Origin of the sequence: Bradyrhizobium sp. ERR14, assembly GCF_014198235.1 — a bacterium.
Taxonomy (GTDB): Bacteria; Pseudomonadota; Alphaproteobacteria; order Rhizobiales; family Xanthobacteraceae; genus Bradyrhizobium.
On the sequence record NZ_JACIHD010000010.1, the window covers coordinates 26,981 to 51,199 of the forward strand.

The 24,219-nt window shown below is 64.5% G+C and carries 21 protein-coding genes and 1 pseudogene; 4 read left to right on the forward strand and 18 right to left on the reverse strand.

What is annotated here, in order from left to right; translation table 11 throughout:
- Position 1 precedes the first annotated feature (1 nt).
- Both GGD62_RS25455 and glpD read right to left on the reverse strand, forming a co-directional pair.
- On the reverse strand, positions 2–1,078 hold the full coding sequence (locus GGD62_RS25455) for an ABC transporter ATP-binding protein (protein WP_183710819.1): 1,077 nt from the start codon (positions 1,076–1,078) through the stop codon (positions 2–4).
- The gene (glpD, locus tag GGD62_RS25460; RefSeq protein ID WP_183710821.1) at positions 1,075–2,625 is read right to left on the reverse strand and encodes a glycerol-3-phosphate dehydrogenase; all 1,551 of its coding nucleotides are present in this window, start codon (positions 2,623–2,625) and stop codon (positions 1,075–1,077) included. Before glpD ends, GGD62_RS25455 begins: the two co-directional genes overlap by 4 nt.
- A 276-nt stretch (positions 2,626–2,901) precedes the next feature.
- Here glpD and GGD62_RS25465 point away from each other — a divergent pair, with 276 nt between their 5' ends.
- Both GGD62_RS25465 and GGD62_RS25470 read left to right on the forward strand, forming a co-directional pair.
- Positions 2,902–3,153: a type II toxin-antitoxin system Phd/YefM family antitoxin gene (locus GGD62_RS25465; protein WP_183710823.1), complete on the forward strand. Its 252-nt coding sequence runs from the start codon at positions 2,902–2,904 to the stop codon at positions 3,151–3,153.
- Positions 3,153–3,569 (forward strand): type II toxin-antitoxin system VapC family toxin, encoded by a 417-nt coding sequence (locus GGD62_RS25470; protein WP_183710825.1) that lies wholly within the window; start codon positions 3,153–3,155, stop codon positions 3,567–3,569. The genes GGD62_RS25465 and GGD62_RS25470 overlap by 1 nt, the downstream gene beginning before the upstream one ends.
- Before the next feature lie 4 nt (positions 3,570–3,573).
- Here GGD62_RS25470 and GGD62_RS25475 read toward each other — a convergent pair whose 3' ends face one another.
- Both GGD62_RS25475 and GGD62_RS25480 read right to left on the reverse strand, forming a co-directional pair.
- A complete protein-coding gene (locus GGD62_RS25475) occupies positions 3,574–4,419 on the reverse strand; it encodes a DeoR/GlpR family DNA-binding transcription regulator (RefSeq protein WP_183710827.1) in 846 nt (281 codons plus the stop codon).
- A gap of 92 nt (positions 4,420–4,511) precedes the next feature.
- Positions 4,512–5,198, reverse strand: a complete 687-nt coding sequence (locus tag GGD62_RS25480; protein ID WP_092261570.1) for an HAD family phosphatase — start codon at positions 5,196–5,198, stop codon at positions 4,512–4,514.
- Positions 5,199–5,352: 154 nt separating this feature from the next.
- On the opposite strand from GGD62_RS25480, the gene GGD62_RS25485 reads away from it, so the two are divergent.
- On the forward strand, positions 5,353–5,805 hold the full coding sequence (locus GGD62_RS25485) for a nuclear transport factor 2 family protein (protein ID WP_026202902.1): 453 nt from the start codon (positions 5,353–5,355) through the stop codon (positions 5,803–5,805).
- A 234-nt stretch (positions 5,806–6,039) separates the two neighbouring features.
- Here the strand turns inward: GGD62_RS25485 and GGD62_RS25490 are convergent, their stop codons facing one another.
- The 11 genes and pseudogenes from GGD62_RS25490 to GGD62_RS25540 all read right to left on the reverse strand — a co-directional run bounded on the left by GGD62_RS25490 (position 6,040) and on the right by GGD62_RS25540 (position 21,247).
- Entirely contained in the window at positions 6,040–6,231 is a 192-nt protein-coding gene (locus GGD62_RS25490; RefSeq protein WP_018323258.1) for a hypothetical protein, read from the reverse strand.
- A gap of 225 nt (positions 6,232–6,456) precedes the next feature.
- Complete coding sequence (locus GGD62_RS25495; RefSeq protein WP_179737137.1) at positions 6,457–6,888, reverse strand: acyl-CoA thioesterase; 432 nt, start codon at positions 6,886–6,888, stop codon at positions 6,457–6,459.
- Positions 6,889–7,096: 208 nt separating this feature from the next.
- A pseudogene (locus GGD62_RS25500) lies at positions 7,097–7,720 on the reverse strand (fatty acid desaturase CarF family protein); the annotation flags it as partial.
- Between the two features lie 58 nt (positions 7,721–7,778).
- Entirely contained in the window at positions 7,779–9,875 is a 2,097-nt protein-coding gene (locus GGD62_RS25505; protein WP_183710831.1) for a 3-hydroxyacyl-CoA dehydrogenase NAD-binding domain-containing protein, read from the reverse strand.
- 2 nt (positions 9,876–9,877) lie between these two features.
- Complete coding sequence (locus GGD62_RS25510) at positions 9,878–11,161, reverse strand: acetyl-CoA C-acetyltransferase (protein WP_018323255.1); 1,284 nt, start codon at positions 11,159–11,161, stop codon at positions 9,878–9,880.
- Positions 11,161–13,428 carry an acyl-CoA dehydrogenase gene (locus tag GGD62_RS25515; protein ID WP_183710833.1) on the reverse strand — a complete coding sequence of 756 codons (2,268 nt, stop codon included), beginning with the start codon at positions 13,426–13,428 and terminating at the stop codon, positions 11,161–11,163. The genes GGD62_RS25510 and GGD62_RS25515 overlap by 1 nt, the downstream gene beginning before the upstream one ends.
- Before the next feature lie 256 nt (positions 13,429–13,684).
- Positions 13,685–14,308: a flavin reductase family protein gene (locus tag GGD62_RS25520; RefSeq protein WP_183710835.1), complete on the reverse strand. Its 624-nt coding sequence runs from the start codon at positions 14,306–14,308 to the stop codon at positions 13,685–13,687.
- Between the two features lie 181 nt (positions 14,309–14,489).
- On the reverse strand, positions 14,490–15,089 hold the full coding sequence (locus GGD62_RS25525; protein WP_183710837.1) for a TetR/AcrR family transcriptional regulator: 600 nt from the start codon (positions 15,087–15,089) through the stop codon (positions 14,490–14,492).
- Between the two features lie 33 nt (positions 15,090–15,122).
- A complete protein-coding gene (locus GGD62_RS25530; RefSeq protein ID WP_092261575.1) occupies positions 15,123–18,260 on the reverse strand; it encodes an efflux RND transporter permease subunit in 3,138 nt (1,045 codons plus the stop codon).
- Between the two features lie 224 nt (positions 18,261–18,484).
- On the reverse strand, positions 18,485–19,591 hold the full coding sequence (locus GGD62_RS25535) for an efflux RND transporter periplasmic adaptor subunit (protein WP_183710839.1): 1,107 nt from the start codon (positions 19,589–19,591) through the stop codon (positions 18,485–18,487).
- Between the two features lie 312 nt (positions 19,592–19,903).
- A complete protein-coding gene (locus tag GGD62_RS25540; RefSeq protein WP_179737125.1) occupies positions 19,904–21,247 on the reverse strand; it encodes an MFS transporter in 1,344 nt (447 codons plus the stop codon).
- A 78-nt stretch (positions 21,248–21,325) separates the two neighbouring features.
- Here GGD62_RS25540 and GGD62_RS25545 point away from each other — a divergent pair, with 78 nt between their 5' ends.
- Positions 21,326–21,772 (forward strand): DUF2809 domain-containing protein, encoded by a 447-nt coding sequence (locus GGD62_RS25545; RefSeq protein ID WP_183710841.1) that lies wholly within the window; start codon positions 21,326–21,328, stop codon positions 21,770–21,772.
- A gap of 90 nt (positions 21,773–21,862) precedes the next feature.
- Here GGD62_RS25545 and GGD62_RS25550 read toward each other — a convergent pair whose 3' ends face one another.
- From GGD62_RS25550 to GGD62_RS25560, 3 genes are all read right to left on the reverse strand, one after another.
- The gene (locus GGD62_RS25550) at positions 21,863–23,029 is read right to left on the reverse strand and encodes a winged helix-turn-helix domain-containing protein (protein ID WP_183710843.1); all 1,167 of its coding nucleotides are present in this window, start codon (positions 23,027–23,029) and stop codon (positions 21,863–21,865) included.
- Between the two features lie 127 nt (positions 23,030–23,156).
- Positions 23,157–23,411 carry a hypothetical protein gene (locus GGD62_RS25555; RefSeq protein ID WP_026202897.1) on the reverse strand — a complete coding sequence of 85 codons (255 nt, stop codon included), beginning with the start codon at positions 23,409–23,411 and terminating at the stop codon, positions 23,157–23,159.
- A gap of 120 nt (positions 23,412–23,531) precedes the next feature.
- On the reverse strand, positions 23,532–23,777 hold the full coding sequence (locus tag GGD62_RS25560) for a hypothetical protein (RefSeq protein WP_183710845.1): 246 nt from the start codon (positions 23,775–23,777) through the stop codon (positions 23,532–23,534).
- Positions 23,778–24,219: the final 442 nt, after the last annotated feature.

Below are 24,219 nucleotides of genomic sequence, written 5' to 3' on the forward strand. Positions count from 1 at the left end.
CTTACGATCCAGGTGCTGCGACCAGCCGGTCGGCAGCATCGAACACAAAAACGTCGTTGGGATCGAGCACGGCGTCGAGCGTCTGGCCGGGCTCGAACTCGTGCACGCCGTGCAGCACCGCCACCCAGTTCGATCCTTCGCGGGTCAGATGCACGAAACTCTCCGAACCGGTGATCTCGGTCACCGTGACAGTGGCATGGAAGGCATGGCGATCGGCCTCGCCATTGGCGAGCGCGAGCTGATGCGCGCGAAAACCGACGCGATAGGCGCCGTCGGCCAGCGACGAATAGAGGCCAGAGGCCGGCGAGGCGGTGCCGCCGGCATATTGAACGGAGCCGTTCTTCTTCTCGATACCGACGAGGTTGAGCGGCGGATCGGAGAAGACCTGCGCGACACGCAGGGTCTGCGGCCGGCGGTAGACATTGGCAGTCTCGCCGATCTGGAGCGCCTGGCCTTCCCACATGCATACAGTGTTGCCGCCGAGCAGCAACGCCTCGGTCGGCTCGGTCGTGGCATAGACGAAGATCGCGCCCGAGGCCTCGAAGATGCGCGGCAGCTCGGCGCGCAGCTCCTCGCGCAGCTTGTAATCGAGATTGGCGAGCGGCTCGTCGAGCAGCACGAGATCGGCGCCCTTGACCAGCGCGCGCGCGATCGCGGTGCGCTGCTGCTGGCCGCCGGAGAGCTGGAGCGGCGTGCGCTTCAGAAACGGCTCGAGCCGCAGCAGCTTTGCGGCTTCCGCCACCCGCGTCTCGATCTCGTCGCGCGGCTTGCCCTGCACGCGCAGGGGCGAGGCGATGTTCTCGTAGACCGTCAGCGAGGGGTAGTTGATGAACTGCTGATAGACCATCGCAACCGAACGCTGGCGCACGTCGGCGCCGGTAACGTCCTTGCCGTTGACCAGCACCTTGCCCGAGGTCGGCTTGTCGAGGCCGGCGAGCAGCCGCATGATCGAGGTTTTGCCCGACAGCGTCGGCCCGAGCAGCACGTTCAGCGTGCCGCTCTCAAGCGTCAGCGAGACGTCGCGGATATGCTGGACCCCCTCGACGGTTCGGGTCACGTGATCGAGCGTCACGGTCATGAGCGTCCTCCCGCTTCCAGCAGAGGACTTTGCGGCACGGCGTGGGTCCTGATCCAGTCGTCAAGCGCAGCAATCTCGTCGGCAGATAGTCGCAGGCCGAGCTTGGAACGGCGCCAGACGACGTCCTCGGCGGTCACGGCCCATTCATTGGCCATGAGGTAGCGGACCTCGCGCTCGGTCAGCGTCGCGCCAAAGGCCTGGCCGAGATCGGCCGATGATTTGGCGTCGCCGAGCAGCTTGATGGCCTTGGTGCCATAGGCGCGCGCGAGCCGCCTGGCGTGCTCATGACTGATGAAGGGATAGCCGCGCTGCAGCTCGGCGATCAGGCCGTCGATGTCGGACACATTCATGTCGCCGCCGGGCAGCGGCCATTTGCCGGTCCACCCCTCCCGCGCTTTTGCGCTGCGAAGATAGGGCGCGAGCCGCTCCAGCGCCTCCTCGGCGAGGCGGCGATAGGTGGTGATCTTGCCGCCATAGATCGACAGCAGCGGCACGCCGCCGGGCGTGTCGAGCTCGAACACGTAGTCGCGCGTCGCGGCCTTGGCTTCGCTGGCGCCATCGTCATAGAGCGGGCGCACGCCGGAATAGGTCCAGACCACGTCGTCCGGCGTCACGGGCTTCGCCAGATATTCGCTCGCCGCGGTGCAGAGATACTGGATCTCCTCCGCCGTCGCCTTCACCTTGGCGGGATCACCGTCATAGTCGCGATCCGTGGTGCCGATCAGCGTGAAATCGTCCTGGTACGGGATCACGAAGATGATGCGGCCGTCCGCGTTCTGGAACATGTAGGCGCGGTCGTGGTCGTAGAGCTTCCTGACCACGATGTGTGAGCCCTGCACCAGGCGCACCTTGGCTTTCGCGTTGACGCCGGCGCCGCGGCCGAGCACGTCCTCGACCCAGGGGCCGCCGGCGTTGACCAGAGCCTTTGCCTGGACCTGCGAGCGCTCACCGGTCAGCGTGTTGACCATGCTCACGGTCCAGAGGCCGTCGGATTGCTTGATATCCGTTGCGCGGGTGCGGGTGCGGATCTCGGCGCCCTTGTCGGCGGCATCGCGTGCATTGAGCACGACGAGGCGGGCGTCATCGACGAAACAGTCGGAATATTCAAAGGCGCGAGAGTAGCGATTCGGGATCAGCGGCTTGCCGACCTCGTCACGCCGCAGATCGACCGAGCGGGTCGCCGGCAACAGATGACGGCCGCCGATGTGATCATAAAGGAAGAGGCCGAGCCGCAGCAGCCAGGCGGGGCGCAGACCGGCGTGGTGCGGCAATACGAAACGCAACGGGCGGATGATGTGGGGCCCGATGCCCCAGAGGATCTCGCGCTCGATCAGCGCCTCGCGAACGAGGCGAAACTCGTAATATTCGAGATAGCGCAGGCCGCCATGCACCAGCTTGGTCGACCAGGACGACGTCCCGCTCGCCAAATCGTTCATTTCGCACAGGAAAACCGTGTTGCCGCGGCCCACCGCGTCGCGCGCGATGCCGCAGCCATTAACACCGCCTCCAATGATGGCGAGGTCGAAAATACGCTCCAACAGACGCATCCCCCGGCGACCGCTCGTTCCGTCGAGCGGCTACTTTCGTTTTTGATTAGATCACACCGAAAAACGAAAGCAAGACGAAAGAGAGGAGGAAGGAAGTGAAAGCGAAACTTTTTTCAACGCCAATACGGGGGAGAAATCAGCAGGAGAACGGACAGTTTTGAGGCAGACGGCTCGGCTGATCGGCTCAGGGGCCCCACCGCACCGCTTCAGCTGACTTGAATGTAGCAACATGCCTACATATAATTTGCCCCCACGCAGGCGAGGAGGCGCGAACCGATGGTCACCACCCTGACCAGCCGAGAGTTCAATCAGGATACGAGCGGCGCCAAGAAGGCAGCATCAAAGGGGCCCGTCTTCATCACCGACCGCGGCCGTCCGGCCCATGTCCTGCTGAGCATCGAAGATTATCTGCGCCTGAGCGGTGGACACATGAGCCTTGCCGAAGCTGTGGCACAGGCGAACGCGGACTTCGATTTCGATCCGCCTCGCATCACCGGCGGAATCTCCAGGCCAGCCGATCTCGACTGATGTTTCTGCTGGACACCAACGTCATTTCCGAACTGAGGCGGCCGGATAAGGCTGATCGCAACATGCTTGCTTGGGCCAATACAGCGCCCGCGGCGAATTTCTTCATGTCTGTCATCTCGATGCTCGAAATTGAACTTGGCGCGCGCCTGATCGAGCGCAAAAACGCGGTGCAAGGTGCTGTCCTGCGCGCCTGGATCGACGATCACATTCTGGCCCGCTTCGAAAGGCGGATCCTGGCTATCGATACGGCCGTGGCGCAGCGTTGTGCCCAACTTCACGTTCCCAATCCGCGGGCCGAACGCGACGCCCTTATTGCAGCCACCGCGCTTGTCCACGGCCTGACCGTCGTTACGCGCAATGTGGGGGATTTTGAACCTACGGGCGTGCCACTGCTCAATCCGTGGAGCAGTACATAAGCCTCTATCTCAGCCGCACCACCGGCGCGGCTTCCGGTGCCGCATCCTGGCTATCTGCCGGCGCATCGTCGATGTCCGCGCCCTTCGGCAGCGCTTCCACCACTTCGATGCCCTTGCTGTGGCAGATGGTGGCGAGGCGCTCCGGAAGCTCCTGGTCGGTGACGAAGGTCTGGATCTGGGTGATGTGCGCGATGCGCACCGGGGCGCTGCGGCGCAGCTTGGTGGAATCGGCGACCAGCATGACGCTGCGGGCATTGGCAATGATGGCCTGCGCCACCTGCACCTCGCGATAGTCGAAATCGAGCAAGGCGCCCTCCTCGTCGATCGCGGACGCACCAATGATGGCGTAGTCGACCTTGAACTGGCCGATCAGCTGCGTCGCGGTGGAGCCGACCACGGCGCCGTCGGCACGCCGGACCGTGCCGCCGGCGACCACCACCTCGATGCGGGGATGACGGTAGAGCAGCATCGCGACGTTGAGATTGTTGGTGATAACGAGGAGATCCTCGTGCGAAGTCAGCGCGCTCGCGACCTCCTCGGTCGTGGTGCCGATATTGATGAAGAGCGAGCAGCCGTTCGGGATCAGCGAGGCGGCCGCAGCTCCGATCGCCTTCTTTTCGTCGGCGGCGACGAAGCGCCTTGCCTCGTAAGCGAGGTTTTCGACGCCGGAAGCGATGATGGCGCCGCCATGGATGCGGGTCAGCGATCTCCGCTCGCAGAGGTCGTTGAGATCCTTGCGGATGGTCTGCGCCGAGACTTCGAATCGGCGCGCGAGCTCCTCGACCATGACGCGGCCCGAGGCCCGCGCGATGTTGAGGATTTCGGCTTGGCGATGGGTCAGTCCGGTCACGGCAAAGGCCTCAAATCAGGAAGAATGCATGGTGCGGCGGTTCGCGCCTTCGGTCAATGCGCGCGCCGATCACGGTTAACTTATGCGGCCCATCACCACGCCATGGTGCTCGCGAGACGCGCGAGCAGCTGCGGATCGTCGAAGGCACTGGCGGACGCGACTGCGCCGGCTGCAACCAGGTCAGCATGGCTGAGGCTGGTCCGGACGCCGATGGTCGGAATGCCGGCCGCCGTGGCCGATTGCACGCCGGTACGGGAGTCCTCGAATGCGATCGAAGCCTCTGCGCTCGCACCGACGAAACGCAGCCCTTCCTGATAGGGCAGCGGATGCGGCTTGCCGTGCGGCAGCTCGGCGCCGATCACGAGCGCCTTGAAACGATGCGAGATGCCGAGGCCGGAGAGCAGCAGCTCGGCATTGAGACGCGGCGCATTGGTCACGGCCACCATGGGAACGCCGGCTGCGTCCGCCCGGTCGAGCAGCGCCATCAGGCCCGGCAGCGGCTCGATCTGCCCGGCCACGAGCGCGCGGAAGACCTCCTCCTTCTCATCGAGGATCAAGGCGCGCCGCTCCGGCGCCTCGTCGGGCAGAAAGCGCTCGCCGATCGCGACATTGGCGAAACCTTGCAGCTCTCTAGAGAACCGCGCGTGATCGAAGACGTGGCCGCGAGGGCCGAGCACCTGGTTGAACGCCTTCAAGTGCAGCGGGTCGGTGTCGGCCAGCGTGCCGTCGATGTCGAACAGCAAAGCCCTGCCCATCGCTTCCGTTTTGGCCTCGATCATTTCCGTACTTTCCCAAATCCACGGCATATTGATGCGCGAGACGTATCAATATGGCTTCGCCCGCGCAATGACGCATGCTGATGACGACGACGTGACACTCGACAAAGTCGCGCGCGGCTGCAACACTCGCCGCAAGATCAAAAAGGAGGAAACGATGACGATCAACCGACGCGATCTGGCTCTCTCGACTCTTGCCGTCTCCGCGCTTGCGCTCACGACACCGGCGCTCGCCGCTTCGGCGGACGAGGACGCCGTGGCGAAGAAGGTCGAGGCCTTCCGCCTCGCCCAGATCGCGGCCGATCCGAAGGCGCTCGGCGCACTGTGCTGGGACGACCTCAGCTACAGCCATTCCAGCGGCAAGGTCGAGGACAAGGCGACGTTCATCGCCAACGCCACCGACGGCAAGTCGAAATTCCTGTCGATCGACTACAAGGACCCCACCATCAAGGTCGTCGGTCCTGCAGCGATCGTGCGCTTCCACTGGCTGGGCGAACAGGAGATGGCAGCCGACGGGAAGAAAGTATCGACCAACCTTCACATCCTGATGAACTGGCAGAAGCAGGGCGACGAGTGGAAGCTCCTGTCGCGGGCAGCAACGAAGTTGTGACGACTCTTACCCTCTCCCCCTGTGGGAGAGGGTGGCTCGTCGCGTAGCGACGAGCCAGGTGAGGGGTTGCCTCAGCGAACCCCTCTCTCTGAATCTCGAGAACGCCGAAATATACCCCTTATCCGGCGCTTCGCGCCACCTTCTCCCACAAGGGGAGAAGGAAGAAAACAGCAGTATCAAGGGCGGCAAAAAATTCCGACCTCGCTCCGCGAGCCCGGAATCACCAGCAGGCGCTTACGCCGCTTCCTTCACATCACCGTTCACCAGCTTGCGCGCGGCGCGTTCGGCTTCGCGGGCGTTGCGGAAGAGCTGGCCTTCGAGACGGTTGAATCGGTGGGACGAGGCAAAGAAGCAATAGCCTCCCGAAGAACGAACGACGATACCTGCGGTCTGCGAATTGACTTCGATGATGTAGCTGTCCGGCATGGTCCGTGGATTCCTCAGTGCGGGCAAATAACGGCACTCATGCCCAAAGGTTCCCAGGCATTTTGAGGCCGTTTCCACCCCGAATCGACACGCAATTGAGTACGCCGAGACCTCATCCGTTTTATGACTGGTTCTTGGCGAAGCGGCGACGAACGTGACTCACTGGTGCCGCGTTTGACGGCGCTTGCCACACATTTGTGAGATGAGGCAGAGCGTCGCGCGCGATTACGTCGCGATGACAGTGTCGGTCGAGCGAACCGCTTGCGGGCGACCATGTTCGTCGATCGAGACGTAAGTGAAGTTGCCGTCGGTGACGAGGAACGGATGCTCCTCCCCGCGGCGCAGCGCCCACGCTTCCAGATGCACGGTGAGCGAGGTGCGGCCTACGCGCACGAGATTGGCGTAGACCGACACGAGATCGCCGACATAGACCGCCTTGCGAAAGTTCATCGCCTCGATCGCAACCGTCACGGTCCGCGATTTCGCGACCTTCGAGGCAAACACGCCGCCGCCGACGTCCATCTGGCTCAGCAGCCAGCCGCCGAAGATGTCGCCATTCGCGTTGGTGTCGGCGGGCATCGCCAGCGTACGGATGCAGAGATCGCCGTTAGGCCCGGGGGCGGAGCTGATAGGGGCGTGGGCATGCGTATCGGTCATATGTTGGTCTCCCGCGGCTCTGGGCTCTGGATACAAAGCCGCGGCGCCTTGCGCAACATCGACACGAGGCAAGCTTGCGCTATCCAATCGGCCGCGGCGACCCGACGAGGATTCCGGTATCGTTCAGTTTGCGTTGCCACTCCGCATCGTCAGCCCGCGGCGCGCGTCCGGTCGTCGCCGTTACCAACCGTTCCAGCCTGCTCCATAGCCGGAGACGGTCGCACGGATAATTGGCCCATCCATTGATGACACAATAGCGGATGGTGTGGTCACGGTGATGACACCAATGATGCTCGGGTGAGCAGACCAGATGCAGCCGTTGCGCCGTTCGCAGGAGCAGCGGGCGGACCGGGCGGTGCGCGAGATTGTGAAAGCTCATGCCAAACAGCATGCAGGTCGCGATCACGAACCAGACGATCATCAGCGCATAGGTGAGCGCGGAAACCGGAAACGACGCCGTGACGGTGGCCGCGACTCCGACCACCGCCGCGCTCGGCGCCGCACCGAGAGACGCCTGGTCGAGGAATCCGTAGAGCAAAACGTGGCCGGGGTGGGTGTGATGCTCCCGCGTGATCGCGATGCCGCGGCCGAGCATCCCCTCGTCGAGCCAGGTGTCGACCACCCAATGCACCAGCCCTGAAAACAGGTCAGCGAGGAAATATCCGGCCAGGAGCGCCACGATCAACCACGGCCAGCGCAATTCCACCGCGGGATAACGCCCGACGAGATAGCCTGCGCAACAAAGGATCACGACGATATCGGCCCCGCAGCACAGCCGCGTGATGATGATCTCGCGCAGGGTCGCTTGCTTGAAGAACGGGATCGTCGGCACCGGCGATACTCCCCACGGGCTCTACCACCCATGATAGCATCTTTTTACCGACGGCTCCCTATTGCAAACTGTCCCAGCCCGCATCCGGCGCGAAACGTCCGCCGAATCGCTCGGCGAGCCCACGCAACGTGGACACGACATTCTCCACGCCGCGCGTGCGCGCATAGTTCAGCGGGCCGCCGCGGAACGGTGCATAGCCGGTACCGAAGATCATGGCGCCGTCGACCGCATCGGCATCGTCGACGATGCCCTCGCGAAGGGCAGCAACGCAGACATTGGACATCGGCAGCATCAGGCGGTCGATCATCTGGTCGGTGACGCGCGGACCGGTCTCGGGGAGCGGTGCCTTCTCGGCCTTGCCGTCCTTCCAGGTATAGAAGCCCTTGCCGGTCTTGCGGCCGAGCTCGCCCTTGGCGACCTTGTCGCGCAGCCAGGCCGGCGTCGGCGGCAGGAGATCGCCGAACTTGGTGCGCAGCATGTCGCCGACGTCGAGGCAGATGTCGAGCCCGACCTGATCGGCCAGCTCGATCGGGCCCATCGGCATGCCGAACTGCTCGGCCGCGGCGTCGATCAGACGCTGGTCGATCTTCTCGTCCAGCATCACCATGGCTTCGAGCATGTAGGGCGTCAGCGCGCGGTTGACGAGAAAGCCCGGCGAGCTCTTCACAGGCAATGGCAAGCGATCGATCGCACCGACGAAAGCGAGCGCGTCTTTCAGCACCCGCGGGTCGTTGCCGTCATGGCTGACGACTTCGACCAGCTGCAGTCGCGACACCGGATTGAAGAAATGCAGGCCGACCAACCGCTCCGGCCGCGCCAACGTGGTGCGCAGATCCTGAAGCGGAATGCTCGAGGTGTTGGTGGCGAGAATCGCGCCCGGCTTCATGCGCGGCTCGAGCCCGGCATAGACCTTCTGCTTGAGCTCGAGCTTTTCCGGGACTGCCTCGATGATCAGATCGGCGTTGCGGAGGCCCTCGCCGTCCATGTCAGGGATGAGACGATCGAGCGCGTCGCGCACTTCGGTCGGCTTGCGGATGATCTTGCCGTAGAGTTCGGCGGCGCGCTTCACCGCGCCCGCAATCGGCGCCGCCTTCATGTCGGCGAGCGAGACGCGCAGTCCCTGCCCGGCTACCCAAGCCGCGATGTCGCCGCCCATGGCGCCGGCGCCGATGACGTGGACGTGCTTGATGGTGTTGCCGCTGCCGGCCGCCTTCTTCATCTGCTCGCGCAGGAAGAAGACGCGGATCAGGTTCTGGGCGGTCGGCGTCACCATCAGCTTGGCGAACGAAGCCTGCTCCGCCTTCAGCATCGCGGCCTTGTTGCCGCCATGGGTCTCCCAGAGATCGATCAGCGCGTAAGGCGCCGGATAGTGCTCGCGGGACGCGGCCTTCGCCGCCTCCGAGCGCATACGCCTGGCCAGGAGACCGCGCACGAAGCCAAAATTGGCTGCACGCCCGAGCAGGCCGGGCTTGGCCCGCTTCAACCGGCCGAACAGCGCATCTTTCACCGCGCCCCGAACATGCCGCTCTTGAGTCACGGTATCGACGAGGCCGAGCGATCTGGCGCGGCGCGCGTCGATGGTGCGGCCGGTCAGCATCAGCGCCATCGACTGGGTGGGATTGACCAGCGCGGTGAACCGCGCGGTGCCGCCGAGGCCGGGATGCAGGCCCAGCATCACCTCCGGAAAGCCGAAGCGTGCGCCGTCGATGGCGATGCGCGACTGGCAGGCCAGCGCAACCTCGAGCCCGCCGCCGAGGCAGAAGCCGTGGATGACCGCGACCGTTGGTAGCTTCAAGGCTTCCAGATGATCGACCACCGCGTGCGCGGCGCGGATTCGCGTCTCCACCATCTCGGGATCATCAGCGCCGCGGAATTCGTTGACGTCGGCGCCGGCGATAAAGCCGGACGGTTTTGCCGAGCGGATCACTAGGCCGGCCGGGCGTTCGGTCTCGATCGCCGCGAGCACGGCGTCGAACTCCTCCATCACCTCCGAGGACAGCGTATTGGCGCTTGCATCAGCGCGGTCGAACAGCAGCCAGGCGACGCCGTCTTCATTGCGCGTCAGCTTGAAGTGCCTGTACGGACTGTCCGTCGCGGGCTTGGGCCCGAGTTCGAGCACGCGGTCGCCGAGCGCGGTCATGATCTTGGAATCCATGGTCACACCGCCTCGATCAGCATGGCGCCGCCGAGCCCGCCGCCGATGCATTCGGTCGCAATTCCGCGCCGCGTGCCGAGCCGCTTCATCGCGTTGACCAAATGCAGCACGATGCGGTTGCCGGAGGTGCCGACGGGATGGCCGAGCGAGATGGCGCCGCCATCGACGTTGAGCTTGTCACGGTCGATCTCACCGGCCGCGCCGTCGAGCCTGAGAATCTCGCGGCAGAACTTGTCGTCATTCCAGGCAGCCAAGCAGCCGAGCACCTGGGTCGCGAAGGCTTCGTTGAGCTCCCAGGTCTCGACGTCCTTGATGGTGAGGCCGTTGCGTTGGAGCAGCGGCGTCGCCGACATCACGGGACCGAGGCCCATGATGCTGGGATCGAGCGCGGCCCAGTGGCTGTCGACGATCGCGGCTTTCGGCGTGAGCCTGTGCTTTGCGACCGCGGCGTCGGAGGCGAGGATCACCCAGGAGGCGCCGTCGGTGATCTGCGAGGAATTGCCGGCGGTGACCTGGCCCCAGGGGCGCTCAAATACCGGCCGGAGCTTTGCCAGCGTCTCCGCCGTGGAGTCCGGCCGCACGCCGTCGTCATGGTCGAAGAACTTGCCGTCGCGGGAGAACGCGGTCTCAACCTCACCCTTGAGAAAGCCCGCACTTTGCGCCTGGGCGAGCCGGCGGTGGCTCTCGGCGGCATAGGCATCGGATTGCGCGCGCGTAATGCCGAAGAGATGGCCGACGACCTCGGCGGTCTGGCCCATGTTCAGATCGGTGACGGGATCGGTCAGCCCGCGCTCGAGCCCGATGATCGGCTTCAGATCGCGCGGGCGCAACTTGAAGGCAGCCGCGAGCTTGGCGGCGACGCCCTTGGCGGTGGCAAGGCCGGCGAACCAGCGCACGCCGGAGTTAGGCCAAACCAGCGGCGCGTGACTCAGTGCCTCGGTACCTCCCGCCAAAATCATGTCGGCATGACCTTCGCGGATATAGCGGTAGGCGGTGTCGATTGACTGCATGCCGGAGCCGCAATTGATCTGCACGGTGAAGGCGACCATGTCCTCGCCCATGCCGAGCCGGAGCGCGGCAACGCGGGCCGGATTCATCTCGTCCGCAATCACGTTGACGCAGCCGAGGATGACCTGGTCGAAGCTATCGGGCGAAAACGGCTGGCGCGCCAAGAGCGGCCGTCCGCATTGCACGGCGAGATCGACCGGCGTGAAGGGCCCCGGCCCCGAGCGCGCCTTCAGGAACGGCGTTCGGCTGCCGTCGACGATGAAAACCGGTCGTGCCATCAGCTCGCCGCCCTCTGTTCACCGAGTTCCTGGAAGAACTGATGCACATTGACGGTTTTCTTGTAAATCGGCGACAGCGCCTCCGGCGCAAAATCGTCGACCTCGATTACTTTTGTGACGGCTTCATGAGCCGCGGCCAGTTGCTCGCCCTCGGCCTGCGTGATCACGCCCTTGGCGACGGCATCCTTCCAGTCTCGGATATGCGCGGCGCGCATGCGCTTGGCGATGGCATCCGTACTTGCGACCAGCAGGAACGCGCGCTCCAGCCGGGCAAAGCCGCTGTCGTCATCGACATGGGCGAGATCCGGCGTGAGGCGCTCGCGCGCCGCCGACGGCTCCAGCACGATGGCCGCGCATGGGTGCACGACGCGGTCGGAGGGGCCGAGCACGCGGGCGCCGAACGGCTGGACCACGAGCTTGAGGAAGCCGGCAACAAAGCGGTTGGGCAGATTGGCGAGGATTTCGGCCAGCCGGTTCTCGATCGTCTTGAAGCCGGTCGCCATGCACCATTCCAGCACGGCAAAGTCCTCCTTCTGACGCCCCTCGTCCTGCCAGCGTTTTAGCGCGGCCGACAGCAGATAAAGCTCGGAGAGAATGTCGCCGAAACGCGCCGACAGCATCTCCTTGCGCTTGAGCGCGCCGCCCAGCGTCAGCAATGCCATGTCAGCGCAGAGCGCGAACGCAGCGGAGTAGCGCGAGAGCTGGCGATAGAACGGTGTGGCATCGCCCGCATCCGGCGCCATCGCAAAGGCGCCGAAGGTCCAGCTGCGGCCGAAGGCACGGAACAAGGTGCGGAGGCTATGGCCGACATGTTTCCAGAACGCCTTGTCGAACGCGGTCAGCCCGCGCTCGCGATCGGTATCGGCCAGCGCATTCATCTCGTCGAGCAGGTAGGGATGCGCGCGGATGGCGCCCTGCCCGAACACGATGAGATTGCGGGTCAGGATGTTGGCGCCCTCGACCGTGATCCCGACCGGCACGGCGCGGTGCAGATTGCCGAGATAGTTCTGCGGACCGTCGATCACGGCCTTGCCGCCATGGATGTCCATGGCGTCGTCGATCGCGGTGCGCATCCGCTCAGTGGCGTGCAGCTTCATGATGCCGGAGATGACGGCGGGATGAACGCCGGCATTCAGTGCCACGCAGGTCAGCCGCCGCGCCGCGTCCAGCTGGTAGGCGGTCGCGACGATGCGCGCGAGCGGCTCCTCGACGCCCTCGAATTTCGAGATGGAGATGCCGAACTGCTCGCGGATGCGGGCATAGGCGCCGGTGGTGCGTGCGGCGTAGGCAGCGCCCGCAGCCGAGAGGGACGGCAGCGAGATGCCGCGGCCGGCGGCAAGCGCGGTCATCAACATCTTCCAGCCTTGCCCCAGCCGCTCCTTGCCGCCGATGACGTAGTCGAGCGGGATGAAGACGTCGCGGCCCCGGTTCGGGCCGTTCTGAAACACCTGCATCGAGGGCAGATGGCGATGGCCGATCTCGACGCCGGGCAGATGGGTCGGGATCAATGCCACGGTAATGCCGAGTTCCTCCTGGTCGCCCACGAGGTGGTCGGGATCATAGGCCTTGAAGGCGAGGCCGAGCAGCGTCGCGACAGGTCCGAGCGTGATGTAGCGCTTGTGCCAGTTGAGCCTGAGGCCGACGACCTCACGGTCCTCGAAGGTGCCCTTGCAGATGATGCCGGTGTCGACCATCGAAGCTGCGTCGGAGCCGGCTTCCGGGCTGGTGAGGCCGAAGCAGGGAATATCGCGTCCATCGGCGAGGCGCGGCAGCCAGCGCGCCTGCTGTTCCGGAGTGCCGAAGCGCATCAGGAGTTCGCCCGGCCCGAGCGAGTTCGGCACCATGACTGTGACGGCAGCAGCGATCGAGCGGGTCGAGATCTTGCGCACCACTTCCGAATGGGCATAGGGCGAGAAGCCGAGGCCGCCAAACTCCTTCGGAATGATCATGCCGAAGAATTTTTCGTGCTTGACGAAGTGCCAGACATCCGGCGGCAGGTCGCGCCATTCCCAGAAGATCTTCCACTCATCGAGCATGGCGCAGAGCTCGTCGACGGGTCCGTTGAGGAACGCCCGCTCCTCCTCGGTCAGCCTGGCCTGCGGGACCTTCAGCAGCTTCGACCAATCCGGGTTGCCGGTGAAGAGATCGGCATCCCACCAGACATCGCCCGCCTCCAGCGCCTCGCGTTCGGTATCGGACATCGCCGGCAGCACGCCGCGGGCCCAGGAGAAGATCGGCTTTGTGATTTTGTCGCGGCGGAAGCTCATGGCTGACCTCATGCATCGGCGCGGTGTCGGGCATTTTAGCGGAAAGCGGCCGGCGGCGGTGAAGACTTCGCCTGCGACATTGACGCGGCCAAGCGCCCCCGGACCATAACGGCCAGGGTGCGACGGCGGTTCCGGGAGGGGAATAATGGCGATGGATCGTAGCCCGGATGGAGCGAAGCGCAATCCGGGTAGGCCTATCCGCGCGGGGAGAATCCCGGATTACGCTGCGCTCCATCCGGGCTACGGGCGCGACCGATCAATCCGGCCGCACCATCTCGAACATGTTTTCCGGCTTGATCTCGAAATAATCGCCGCGGCGGCCGGCGCGGACGATCGGGCGGGCGGCGGCGGTTTGGTAAACGCCGTCCTTGATCATGGCCTTGTCGATGTGGACGGCGACGACCTCGCCCAGCGTCAGCCAGGCGTCGGCCTCCTTGCCGTCGGCGCCCTTGAGGCGGACGATGTCGGACACCTTGCACTCGAAGGCGACGGGGCTCTCAGCCACGCGCGGCACGTTGACGAGCTTGCCGGGCACGGCGGTGAGGCCCGCGATCTCGAACTCGTCGACCTCAGGGGCGACATGCGCGGCGGTCGCGTTCATGTGTTTGGCGAGGTCCATGGTGGCGAAATTCCATACGAACTCGCCGGTCTGCTGGATGTTCTCGACCGTGTCCTTCCAGTTGGTGGAGGAGAAGCCGATGATCGGCGGCACGTAACAGAACGCATTGAAGAAGCTGTAGGGCGCGAGATTGACGTGGCCCTTGGTGTCGCGCGAGGAAATCCAGCCGATCGGCCGCGGCGCGATGATGGCGTTGAAGGGGTCGTGCTTGAGGCCGTGGCCCTTGGAGGGCTCGTAGAAGTACAGGTCTTTGTCGGTCACGCGCTTGCTTCTCCGTTTTCCGTCATTCCGGGGCGGTCCGGACGGGACCGCGCAAGCGCGGCCCGGAGGACCGAACCCGGATTCTCGAGATTCTCAGGTGCGCAATTGCGCACCATAGTTCGCCTCTTCGAGGCGCCCCGGAATGAGAGAGGCAGCTTATAGGAGGAAACCCGCCGCCCCGTCAGTGGCGCGGAGACAGACCCGCGATGACGAAATCGATCATCTGGTCGATGGTCGGGCCCGGCTTGGTGGCGCACTGGGCGATCATCTGGGGGTGGAAGAAGCGTATCATCGCGGTGCAGGCGCACAGCGAGGCCAGCTGCAGGTCCGGCGCCTCGAACTCGCCGGAGGAAACGCCTTGCGCGATCATCTGGCCGATCACCCCGGCAATGCACTCCATATGGGCGACGCAGACGTCCCAGTCCTCCTCCATCGCGATCGCGACCATCTCGTGCAGCTTGTTGTCGCCGACATAGCGCTCGGTGTTCATGCGATGGATGGTGGTGAGCAGTTCCCGGAATCGCTCCTTGACCGGACCGGGCCTCGCCACGATCCGCTGCGCTTCGAGCTCGACCTCGCCCATCAGGCCCTGCGCCACCGCCTGATGGATCGCCTTCTTCGATTCGAAGAAACGATAGACATTGGCGGGGCTCATCCTGAGCTCCTTGGCGATGTCCCCGACCGTCGTCTTCTGGTAGCCGATCTGGCGGAACAGCCGCTCGGCCACCTCGAGGATACGATCCCGGGTGTCGACTTCGATATGTTCCGAAATAAGGGCCATCAGTCAGGACTCGTTGGTCAGCAGTCTTCTCATCTATTCAGCCGCTTCGGCAAGCGGAATTGCGCGCTGGTCATCGCTCCCATGCTGCGGCGCGGCAGGTTGCTCGGGGGTACCCGCCTCGTCCAGGCTCTTCCTGAACCACAGCGCGTAGAGGCCCGGCAGGTACAGCAGCGTCAGGAAGGTCGCGACGAACAGACCGCCCATGATCGTGATCGCCATCGGGCCCCAGAAGGCCGAGCGCGACAGCGGGATCATGGCGAGGATGGCCGCAAGCGCCGTCAGCACCACCGGACGGGCGCGGCGGACGGTTGCCTCCACGATCGCCTCGCGCCGGGTCAGGCCATGCGAGACGTCGGTCTCGATCTGGTCGACCAGGATGACCGTGTTGCGCATGATCATGCCGGCGAGCGCGATCAGGCCGAGCAGCGCCACGAAGCCGAACGGGGCGTTGGCGACGTTGAGCCCGAAGGAGGCGCCGACGATGCCGAGCGGCGCGGTCAGGAACACCAGGATCAGGCGCGAGAAGCTCTGCAGCTGGATCATCAGCAGCGTCAGCATCACCATGACCATCAGCGGGAAGAGGACGAAGATCGAGGCGTTGCCCTTGGCGGATTCCTCGAATGCGCCGCCCGGCTCGATGCGGTAGGCCGGCTCGAGGTGGTCCTTGATCGCCTTCAGCTTCGGCGTGATCTGGCTCGTGACGTCGGGCGCCTGCACGCCGTCGACGACGTCGGAGCGCACGGTGATGGCCATGTCGCGGTTGCGCCGCCACATGATCGGCTCCTCATGGGCATACTCGATCTTGGCAATCTGCTGCAGCGGCACGGCAACGCCGTTGCGCGAGGTGATGGTGAGATCACCGACGCCGCCGAGGTCGAGGCGCTCGGACGGAATCGCACGGGCGACCACGCCGACCTTCTCGATGCCGTCGCGCACGGTCGTGACCTGCGAGCCCGAGATCAGCATCGCGAGCGCCTGGGACACGTCCTGCGGGGTCAGGCCCATGGCGCGGGCGCGGTCCTGGTCGACGACGAGCTTGAGGTAGGGCGACTGCTCGTTCCAGTCGAGCTGGACGTCCTTGACGCTCTTGTTCTGCCGCATGACGTCGCGGACCTGGTAGGCGATCTCGCGCACCTTGTTGGCGTCGGGGCCGATCACGCGGAACTGCACGGGGAAGCCGACCGGCGGGCCGAAGTTGAAGCGATCGACGCGGACGCGCGCCTCGGACAGCATGCCGTCCGCAACTGCGTTCTCGATCTTGGCCTTGACGCGCTCGCGCCCCTCAACGCCCTTGGCAACGATGACGATCTCGGCAAAGGCCTCGTTCGGCAGCTGCGGATTGAGGCCGAGCCAGAAGCGCGGCGAGCCCTGGCCGACATAGGACGTATAGGTCTCGATATCCTTGTCGTCCTTGAGCAGCGTCTCGGCCTTCTTCACCGCCTTTTCGGTGACGTTGAAGGCGGTGCCCTCAGGCAGGCGCAGCTGGAAGAACAGCTCGGGCCGCTCCGACAGCGGGAAGAACTGCTGCTGGACATGGCCGAAGCCGACGACCGAGGCGATGAAGACGCCGACGGTCGCGACCACCACGGTGATGCGGTGATTGACGCACCATTGCACGATGGCGCGCAGGCCCCGGTACATGCGGGTCTCGTAGACCGCGTGCGGATCGTGGTTGTGATGCGCCTTCATCTCCGGCAGCAGCTTGACGCCGATATAGGGCGTGAAGATCACCGCCACGAACCAGGAGGCGACCAGCGCGATCGCCACGATCCAGAAGATGCTGCCGGCATATTCGCCGACGGCGGAATTGGCAAAGCCGATGGGGAGGAAGCCAGCGGCCGTGACCAGCGTTCCCGTGAGCATCGGAAACGCGGTAGATTCCCAGGCAAAAGACGCCGCGCGCATGCGGTCCCAGCCCTGCTCCATCTTCACCACCATCATCTCGACCGCGATGATGGCGTCGTCGACGAGCAGGCCGAGCGCGATGATCAGCGCACCCAGCGTGATGCGGTGCAGGTCGAGCGACATCATGTTCATGACGACGAAGACGATGCCGAGCACCAGCGGCACCGACAGCGCGACCACGATGCCGGTGCGCCAGCCGAGCGCCAGGAACGAGACGAACAGCACGATGACGAGGGCTTCCATGAAGGAGTGCACGAACTCGCCGACGGCGTGCTCGACCACCTTGGGCTGGTCGGCAATCAGCTTGACGTCGACGCCCTGCGGCACCGCCTTCATGAACTCGGCCGTCGCCTTCTCGACCTCCTTGCCGAGCTCGAGGATGTTGGCACCCTTGGCGGTGACGACGCCGATGCCGATCGCGGCCTTGCCTTCCTGACGCACGACGAAGCTGGGCGGATCGACATAGCCATGGGTGACGGTGGCGATGTCACCGAGGCGGAACACGCGGCCGTTGCTCTCGACCGGCGTCTCCGCGACGGCCTTGGCACCGTCGAGCGCACCGGTGACGCGCAGCGGCACGCGCTGCGAGGAGGTTTCGACCGTGCCGGCCGGCGTCACGTTGTTCTGCTTGGCGAGCGAATCGAACAGCGCCTGCGGGGTGATGCCGAGGGTGGCGAGCTTGGCGTGGGAGAACTCGACGAAGATGCGCTCATCCTGGTTGCCGTAGACGTCGACCTTGGTCACGCCGGGCACCTTGAGGAGGCGCTGGCGGAATCCCTCCGAAACCTTCTTGAGCTGGGCATAGTCGGCGCCGTCGCCGGTCATCATGTAGAGGATGGAATCGACGTCGGAGAACTCGTCATTGACGACGGGACCGAGGATGCCGGAGGGCAGCTGGCCCTGCACGTCGACCAGCTTCTTGCGCAGAAGATAGAAGAGGTAAGGCACGTCCTTCGGCGGCGTGGAGTCGCGGAAGGTGACCTGGAGCGCGGTGAAGGCGGGCTTGGAATAAGTCTGCACCTTCTCGAAATAGGGCAGCTCCTGGATCTTCTTCTCGATGGGATCGGCGACCTGGGTCTGCATCTCCTGCGCGGTCGCGCCGGGCCAGATCACGGAGACGTTGACCACCTTCACCGTGAAGAACGGATCCTCGGCGCGGCCGAGCTTCTCATAGGAGAAGAAGCCGGCAACACCGAGCACGAGCATCAGGAAGAGAACCAGCGTCGGATGGCTGACGGCCCAGGCCGAAAGGTTGAAGCGCTTCATCGCTCTCTCCGAAAAGACGATCCAGTTACCAAAAAAAGACAGCCACTCTGTTCAAGCCGTCGTCGCGAGGCAGCGAAGCAATCCAGGGGGCTGGGCAGATTCTGGATCGCTTCGCCGCTTCAGCCTCTGCTTAGGGACAAAGGCCGAAACTCACCTCACACGACGTAACTCGACTTCTGCTGTCATTCCGGGGCGCCCGCAGGGCGAACCCGGAATGACAGGAACTAGAAAGACAGCGACGAGACGACCCGCACCCGCTGGGCCGGATCGAGCTTCTGCACACCGAGCGCGACGATCTTGGCGCCCTCTTCCACACCGCCGGTGATGACGACGTCGTTGCTCTCGTAGGACTTCACCGCCACCGGCTTCAGCGTGAGCGCACCGTTGTCGTCGACGACGTAGAAGGAGGGCTTGCCGCCTTCGTTGAACAGCGCCGACAGCGGCAGCCGCGCAACGCGCTCGGTGGCGGCGTCCGACAGCGTCAGCGTCGCGGTCATGCCGAGCGCGACCTTGTCGTCGGCCTCCGGCAGCGAGAACTTTGCAAGATAAGTGCGCGTGGCCGGATCGGCCGTCGGCGCGATCTCGCGCAGCTTGGCCGTATACTTCTTGTCCGGCTCGGACCAAAGGGTGACGCTGGCGACGCCCGACTTGGCGCGTCCGACCAGTGTCTCAGGGATCGCGACGACCGCTTCCTTTTCGGCAAAGCGGGCGACACGGATCGAAGCCTGGCCCGCGGAGACCACCTGGCCGGGCTCGATCAGCGTTGCAGTGACGACGCCTCGGGCGTCGGCAACGAGCGTCGCGTAGGAAAGGGAATTCTTGGTCAGCTCGACCGAGCGGACCGCACGATCGAGGCGCGCACGGGCCTCATCGGCAGATGCCCGGCTCGAATCCAGCTGCGCGTCGGTGGTCCAGCCCTTGGCCTTCAGATCCTTGGCGCGCTGCTCGGCAGCGGCGGCCTGGGCCAGCACGCCGGTCGCGGCGGTCTGCTCGGCGACGGATTGCTCGGCCTGGAGCTTCAGGTCGACCTCATCGAGAGTGGCGAGCGGCTGGCCGATTTCAACGGTCTGGCCGACTTCCACGAGGCGCTTGGCGACCTTGCCGGCAACGCGGAAGCCGAGGTCACTCTCGATCCGGGGCCGGATGGTGCCGACGAAGCTGCGCTCCGGCGTCTCGGCATCATAATGGGCGGTTGCGACCAGAACCGGCCGCGGCGGCTCGGCTTTCTCGGCGACGGTGTCATTGCACCCGGCAAGGCTAGCCGCCATCAGGGCTAACGACAAACCTGCCAACAGCCTGGAATAGCTCGACAAAACCGACCGGACGAACATCGAAGGACACTCCTGCATCTCGAATGAGAGGAATGTCGACTAATCACTGATAAAAGTCAATAATCGTCAGTCATCAGGAATGCGTGATCGTTAAGGGGTGGTGAGGAACCGGGAAACTGCTGTTCGGTGTACCAATCGTGGGGTTAGACGGCAGACTTGAGCCCGATGGAGCGGAGCGGTCCTCAGCCCAGATTCTGTAGGGTAGGCAAAGGCGCGTCAGCGCCGTGCCCACGATCTCTCAGTTGAGGATCACAATAACGGTTTGGTGGGCACGCTTTCGCTTTGCCCACCCTACGAGACTGGTCACTCGGCTTACCGCCCCTGCCCGGCGAACTCATGCTTGCTGTCGTGGCCACCGACGAACACCAGGATGCCGGCGATCAGGGGCAGCACTGCGAGCACCAGCAGGCCGGTCGAGGTCTGGCCGGTGGCTTCCTTGACCCAGCCGATCAAATAGGGCCCGCCGAAGCCGGCGAGGTTGCCGATCGAGTTGATCAGGGCGATGGCGCCGGCGGCCGCGGTGCCGGAGAGCCAGGCGGTCGGCAGCGTCCAGAACACACCGAAGCAGCAGAACACGCCGATCGCGGCAACCGTCAGCAATACCATCGTCATGGTGGGATCCGTGAGATAGGAGGAAACGGCGAGCGCGACGGCGGTGAGCAGCAGCGGCGCGCCGACATGCTTCACGCGCTCGCGCGTCGCATCGGAGTGACGCGCCCACAGGATCATGGCGATGGTGCCGAACAGATACGGGATCGCGGTGACGAAGCCGGTCTGCGCGTTGGTCAACCCGAACGCCTTGACGATCTGCGGCAGCCAGAACTGCATGCCATAAAGCGCGCCGACGAAGCCGAAATAGATCAGGCTGAGCGCGATCACCTTGGGCGAGGACAGCGCCTCGCCGAGCGAGAAATGCTTCACCGCCTGCTTGGCGGCGATTTCCGAATCGAGCTTCGCCTTCAGCCACGCCTTCTGCTCGGTCGACAGCCAATCCGCTTTCTCCGGCTTGTCGGTGAGATAGAACCAGGTGACGATGCCGAGCAGCACCGAGGGGATGCCCTCGATGATGAAGAGCCACTGCCAGCCCTTGAGGCCCATCGCACCGTCGAGCCCGAGCAACAGGCCCGAAATCGGCGCACCGATCACGGTCGACACCGGCACCGCGATGGCGAAGGCCGCAAGGAAACGGGCGCGATATTCGGCCGGATACCAATAGGTGAGATACAGGATGATGCCGGGGAAGAAGCCGGCCTCGGCGACGCCGAGCAGGAAGCGCAGGACATAGAAGCTCGTGACGCCGCTGACGAGCGCCATCAGAGCGGAGATGATGCCCCAGGTCACCATGATGCGGGCGATCCAGCGGCTGGCGCCGAACTTCTCCAGCGCGAGATTGCTCGGGACCTCGAAGATGAAATAGCCGAAGAAGAAGATGCCGGCACCCCAGGAAAAGATCAGCGGCGTGAACTTCAGCTCCGCATTCATGGTCAGCGCAGCGAAGCCGAGATTGACGCGGTCGAGATAGGAGAAGAAGTAGGCCAGCACCAGGAACGGAATCAGGCGCCAGGAGATAGCGCGGATCGTCGAGGTCTCGATTTCCGACTTGTTGAAATCCTTGGCGCCGCCGGCGGAACCGGCATAGGTCGTGGTCTGGCTCATGGCTTCCCCCAGGGTTGTTGCTTTTATGGGCTGGTTGCGGTTTTCAGCATCGCGGGCGAAGAGTCAATGGAGCGAGCAATGCACGGGACGCAGCCGGATAAACCTGTTGCGCTGTTACGGACATCGCTGATCCGCGCCGCCCTCGCGCTCGCGGTAATCGTCTGCGGGCTGTCGCTGCGCTGGTACGGCTTTCCGCTCGGCCTGCCCGCCTTCGTCGTGAAGTATGGCGGCTCGCTGTTGTGGGCGACGATGGTGTTTCTGCTGGTCGGGGTTTTGCTGCCCCGGCTCACCCGGACTCAGATTGCGGCGATCGCCGTGGTCATCGCGGTGGTGGTCGAATTTTCCCGACTGGTGCATACGCCGTGGCTCGATGCGTTCCGGCTGACCACGGCCGGCGCACTGCTGCTCGGGCGCATCTTCTCGCTGTGGAATCTGGTGGCGTATGCGGTTGGGATTGCGTTCGGCGTCTGGATCGATCGGCTCGCCACGACGCACGCTCTCGTAGGGTGGGCAAAGGCGCCCTAGCGCCGTGCCCACGTCTTCTCATCAAATAGGCAGAGGTGGGCACGCTACGCTTTGCCCACCCTACGAGACCGACGCCATGGCAATCAGCCTTCACTCCGCCAATTGAAACCGCTCGAAGCGATCAAGCTCCTCCTCGATCACGCGCTTGAGCTCCTTGCGCCCCACCGTCTTCTTGCCCTGCCCGACCCAGGTCCATTTCTGCATCAGCAGCTTCTTCGCCTGCCGGTCGGTCTTCAGATCAAGTGCGGCGATGATCTCGTCGCCGACCAGTACAGGTAGCGCAAAATAGCCGAGCTTGCGTTTGGCCTTCGGCACATAGGCCTCGAACAGGTGGTTGTAGCCGAAGATGAGACTGGTGCGTTTGCGCTGGATGATCAGGGGATCAAACGGCGAGAGGATGTGGACGAGATCAGGCGGGACCGCCTCGCCGTTCACCTCCAGCGCGGCCGGCGCCGCCCAATGCTCCTGCTTGCCGGCGCCGTCGATCGCAACAGGCACGAGCTCGCCGCGGCGGACGCGGGAGGCGATCAGGCCGGCCACCGCCTTCTTGCGCGGCGCGTCGAGATGGCAGATCGAATCCAGACTCACCACGCCCTGCGACCGCAGCGCGCGATCGAGCAGATAGGTCGTAATCTCCCTGGCTGAGGCTGGCCTCGGCAGCGTGTCCCAGCCGAAATGCCGCGTCATCAGCTCATAGGTCTTGAGCATGCCCTGCCGCTCGCTGATGGTCACGGCGCCGGTATAGAAGGCGAGCTGCAAGGCCCGCTTCGAGGGCTTGCGGCTCTGCCACAGATGCTCCTTCTCGGTGAGCACGTCGTCCTCGATATCGCGGATCGTCAGCGGCCCGGCGCGCACCAGCCGCATCACCTTGCGCGTGTCGGCGGGCTTCACCGAGGCGAACCACTTGTGCCCTTCGCGGCGATGCTCACGCATCGCCGGCAGGAAGAAGCGGAAGTCGCCGGCGGGTACGTAGGAAAGCGCGTGCGTCCAATACTCGAACACGCTTCTGTCGACGCTCTGGGCGTGGCGCAGATCGGCGCGGCGATAGGACGGGATACGGCTGAACAGGATGTGGTGATGGCAGCGCTCGATCACGTTGATGGTGTCGATCTGCACATAGCCGAGATGAGCGACCGCGTCCGCGACGGCCCGCGCTCCCTCGCCGAACGGGGCGCGCTCATCCAGCCGCTGGGCATGCAGCCAGATCTGCCGGGCCCGTGTCGTGGTGAGGTGGAGCGGTTTGGGCGCGCGTGACATTGCGGGGAGGAATGTAGCGGGATTCGCGCCAAGAAAAAGAAGAAGAAAAAGAAGACCTCGAGGCAGCAGTCAAAAAAACCGCGCTGCCATCTGCTGACAGCGCGGCCGGATGCGGGGCGCCTCGCGCCTACTTCATCGTCATCGCCTTCTGCGACTTCATGTAGTGCATGCAGGCGCTCTTCATCTTGCCGTTGCTCATGTCCGTGTTGGCCATGGCCATTTCCTTGTTCGCCGCCATCTTGGCCGGCGTGTCGGGCGTACCGCCCATCATGGCTGCGGACTTCATCATGTTGTCCTTGGTGCACGCCATCATCGCGGCGGACGCGGGGGACAGCGAAAGGGTGAACGCGACAAAGGCCGCAAACGTGAGCAAGATCTTCATCGAAAAGTCTCCTCCGTAAAACAAAACCGGCGTCATGCCGGCCTTCGCAATTACGTATTCTCTCGCGCTGACGTTTCGCGGAGAAGACAATTTTCTTGCTGCGGTGCGAAGGCGGAGGGCCTAGCGGCCATCCTTCGGGGTCTTGGGCCGGTCCCCGAGGCTTCCGGTGGCGACATCCGGCTCGCACATGGCCTTGCCGCGCCCCTCCGCCTGGCAGCGATAGACGCTGCCGGTGAGGCGGTCGACCAGCCACACGTTCTCCTCGGTCGGCGCTTCGAGCCCGACATAGCGGGAGGTCAGCCCCGTGATCAGGGTCGACAGCAGGATCGCCACCGCGATCATGGCCGCACCGATATAGATGGGCATTGAGCTCAGGGACACTGTTCGATCCGGCGGGCCGCTGCGATTGAAGTAGTCACGCTGATAGTCACTTGGCCTCGGCACTGGACGGAACTCGGCTCCTTCATTCGGCAATTGTCGGGGGCAAATCCTGCTAGGCGCGCATCTGGCCGATTTCTTGTTCGCGGCCGGGCCGTGCGGCGACGGCTTTGCGACGATCGGTGTGCAAAGGTTTCCCGCACGCCTGCCGGCCCTCGCCAGCGCCGGAACCTTTAGCCAGCACCTCCCCACCGGCACGGAAGGAATGAGCCTGCTCGCAGCGTGATTTCAATCACACGGGGGATTGCCGCCGTTTGAACCCACGCGGCGGAGGATGCGACCACTGCTATTGGGACCATCGGCCCCACCCGCGGAGCAGCCGCGAAACGCGCCGGTTCACCGCCCGGGACGCGGAGAAACACCCGAAAAT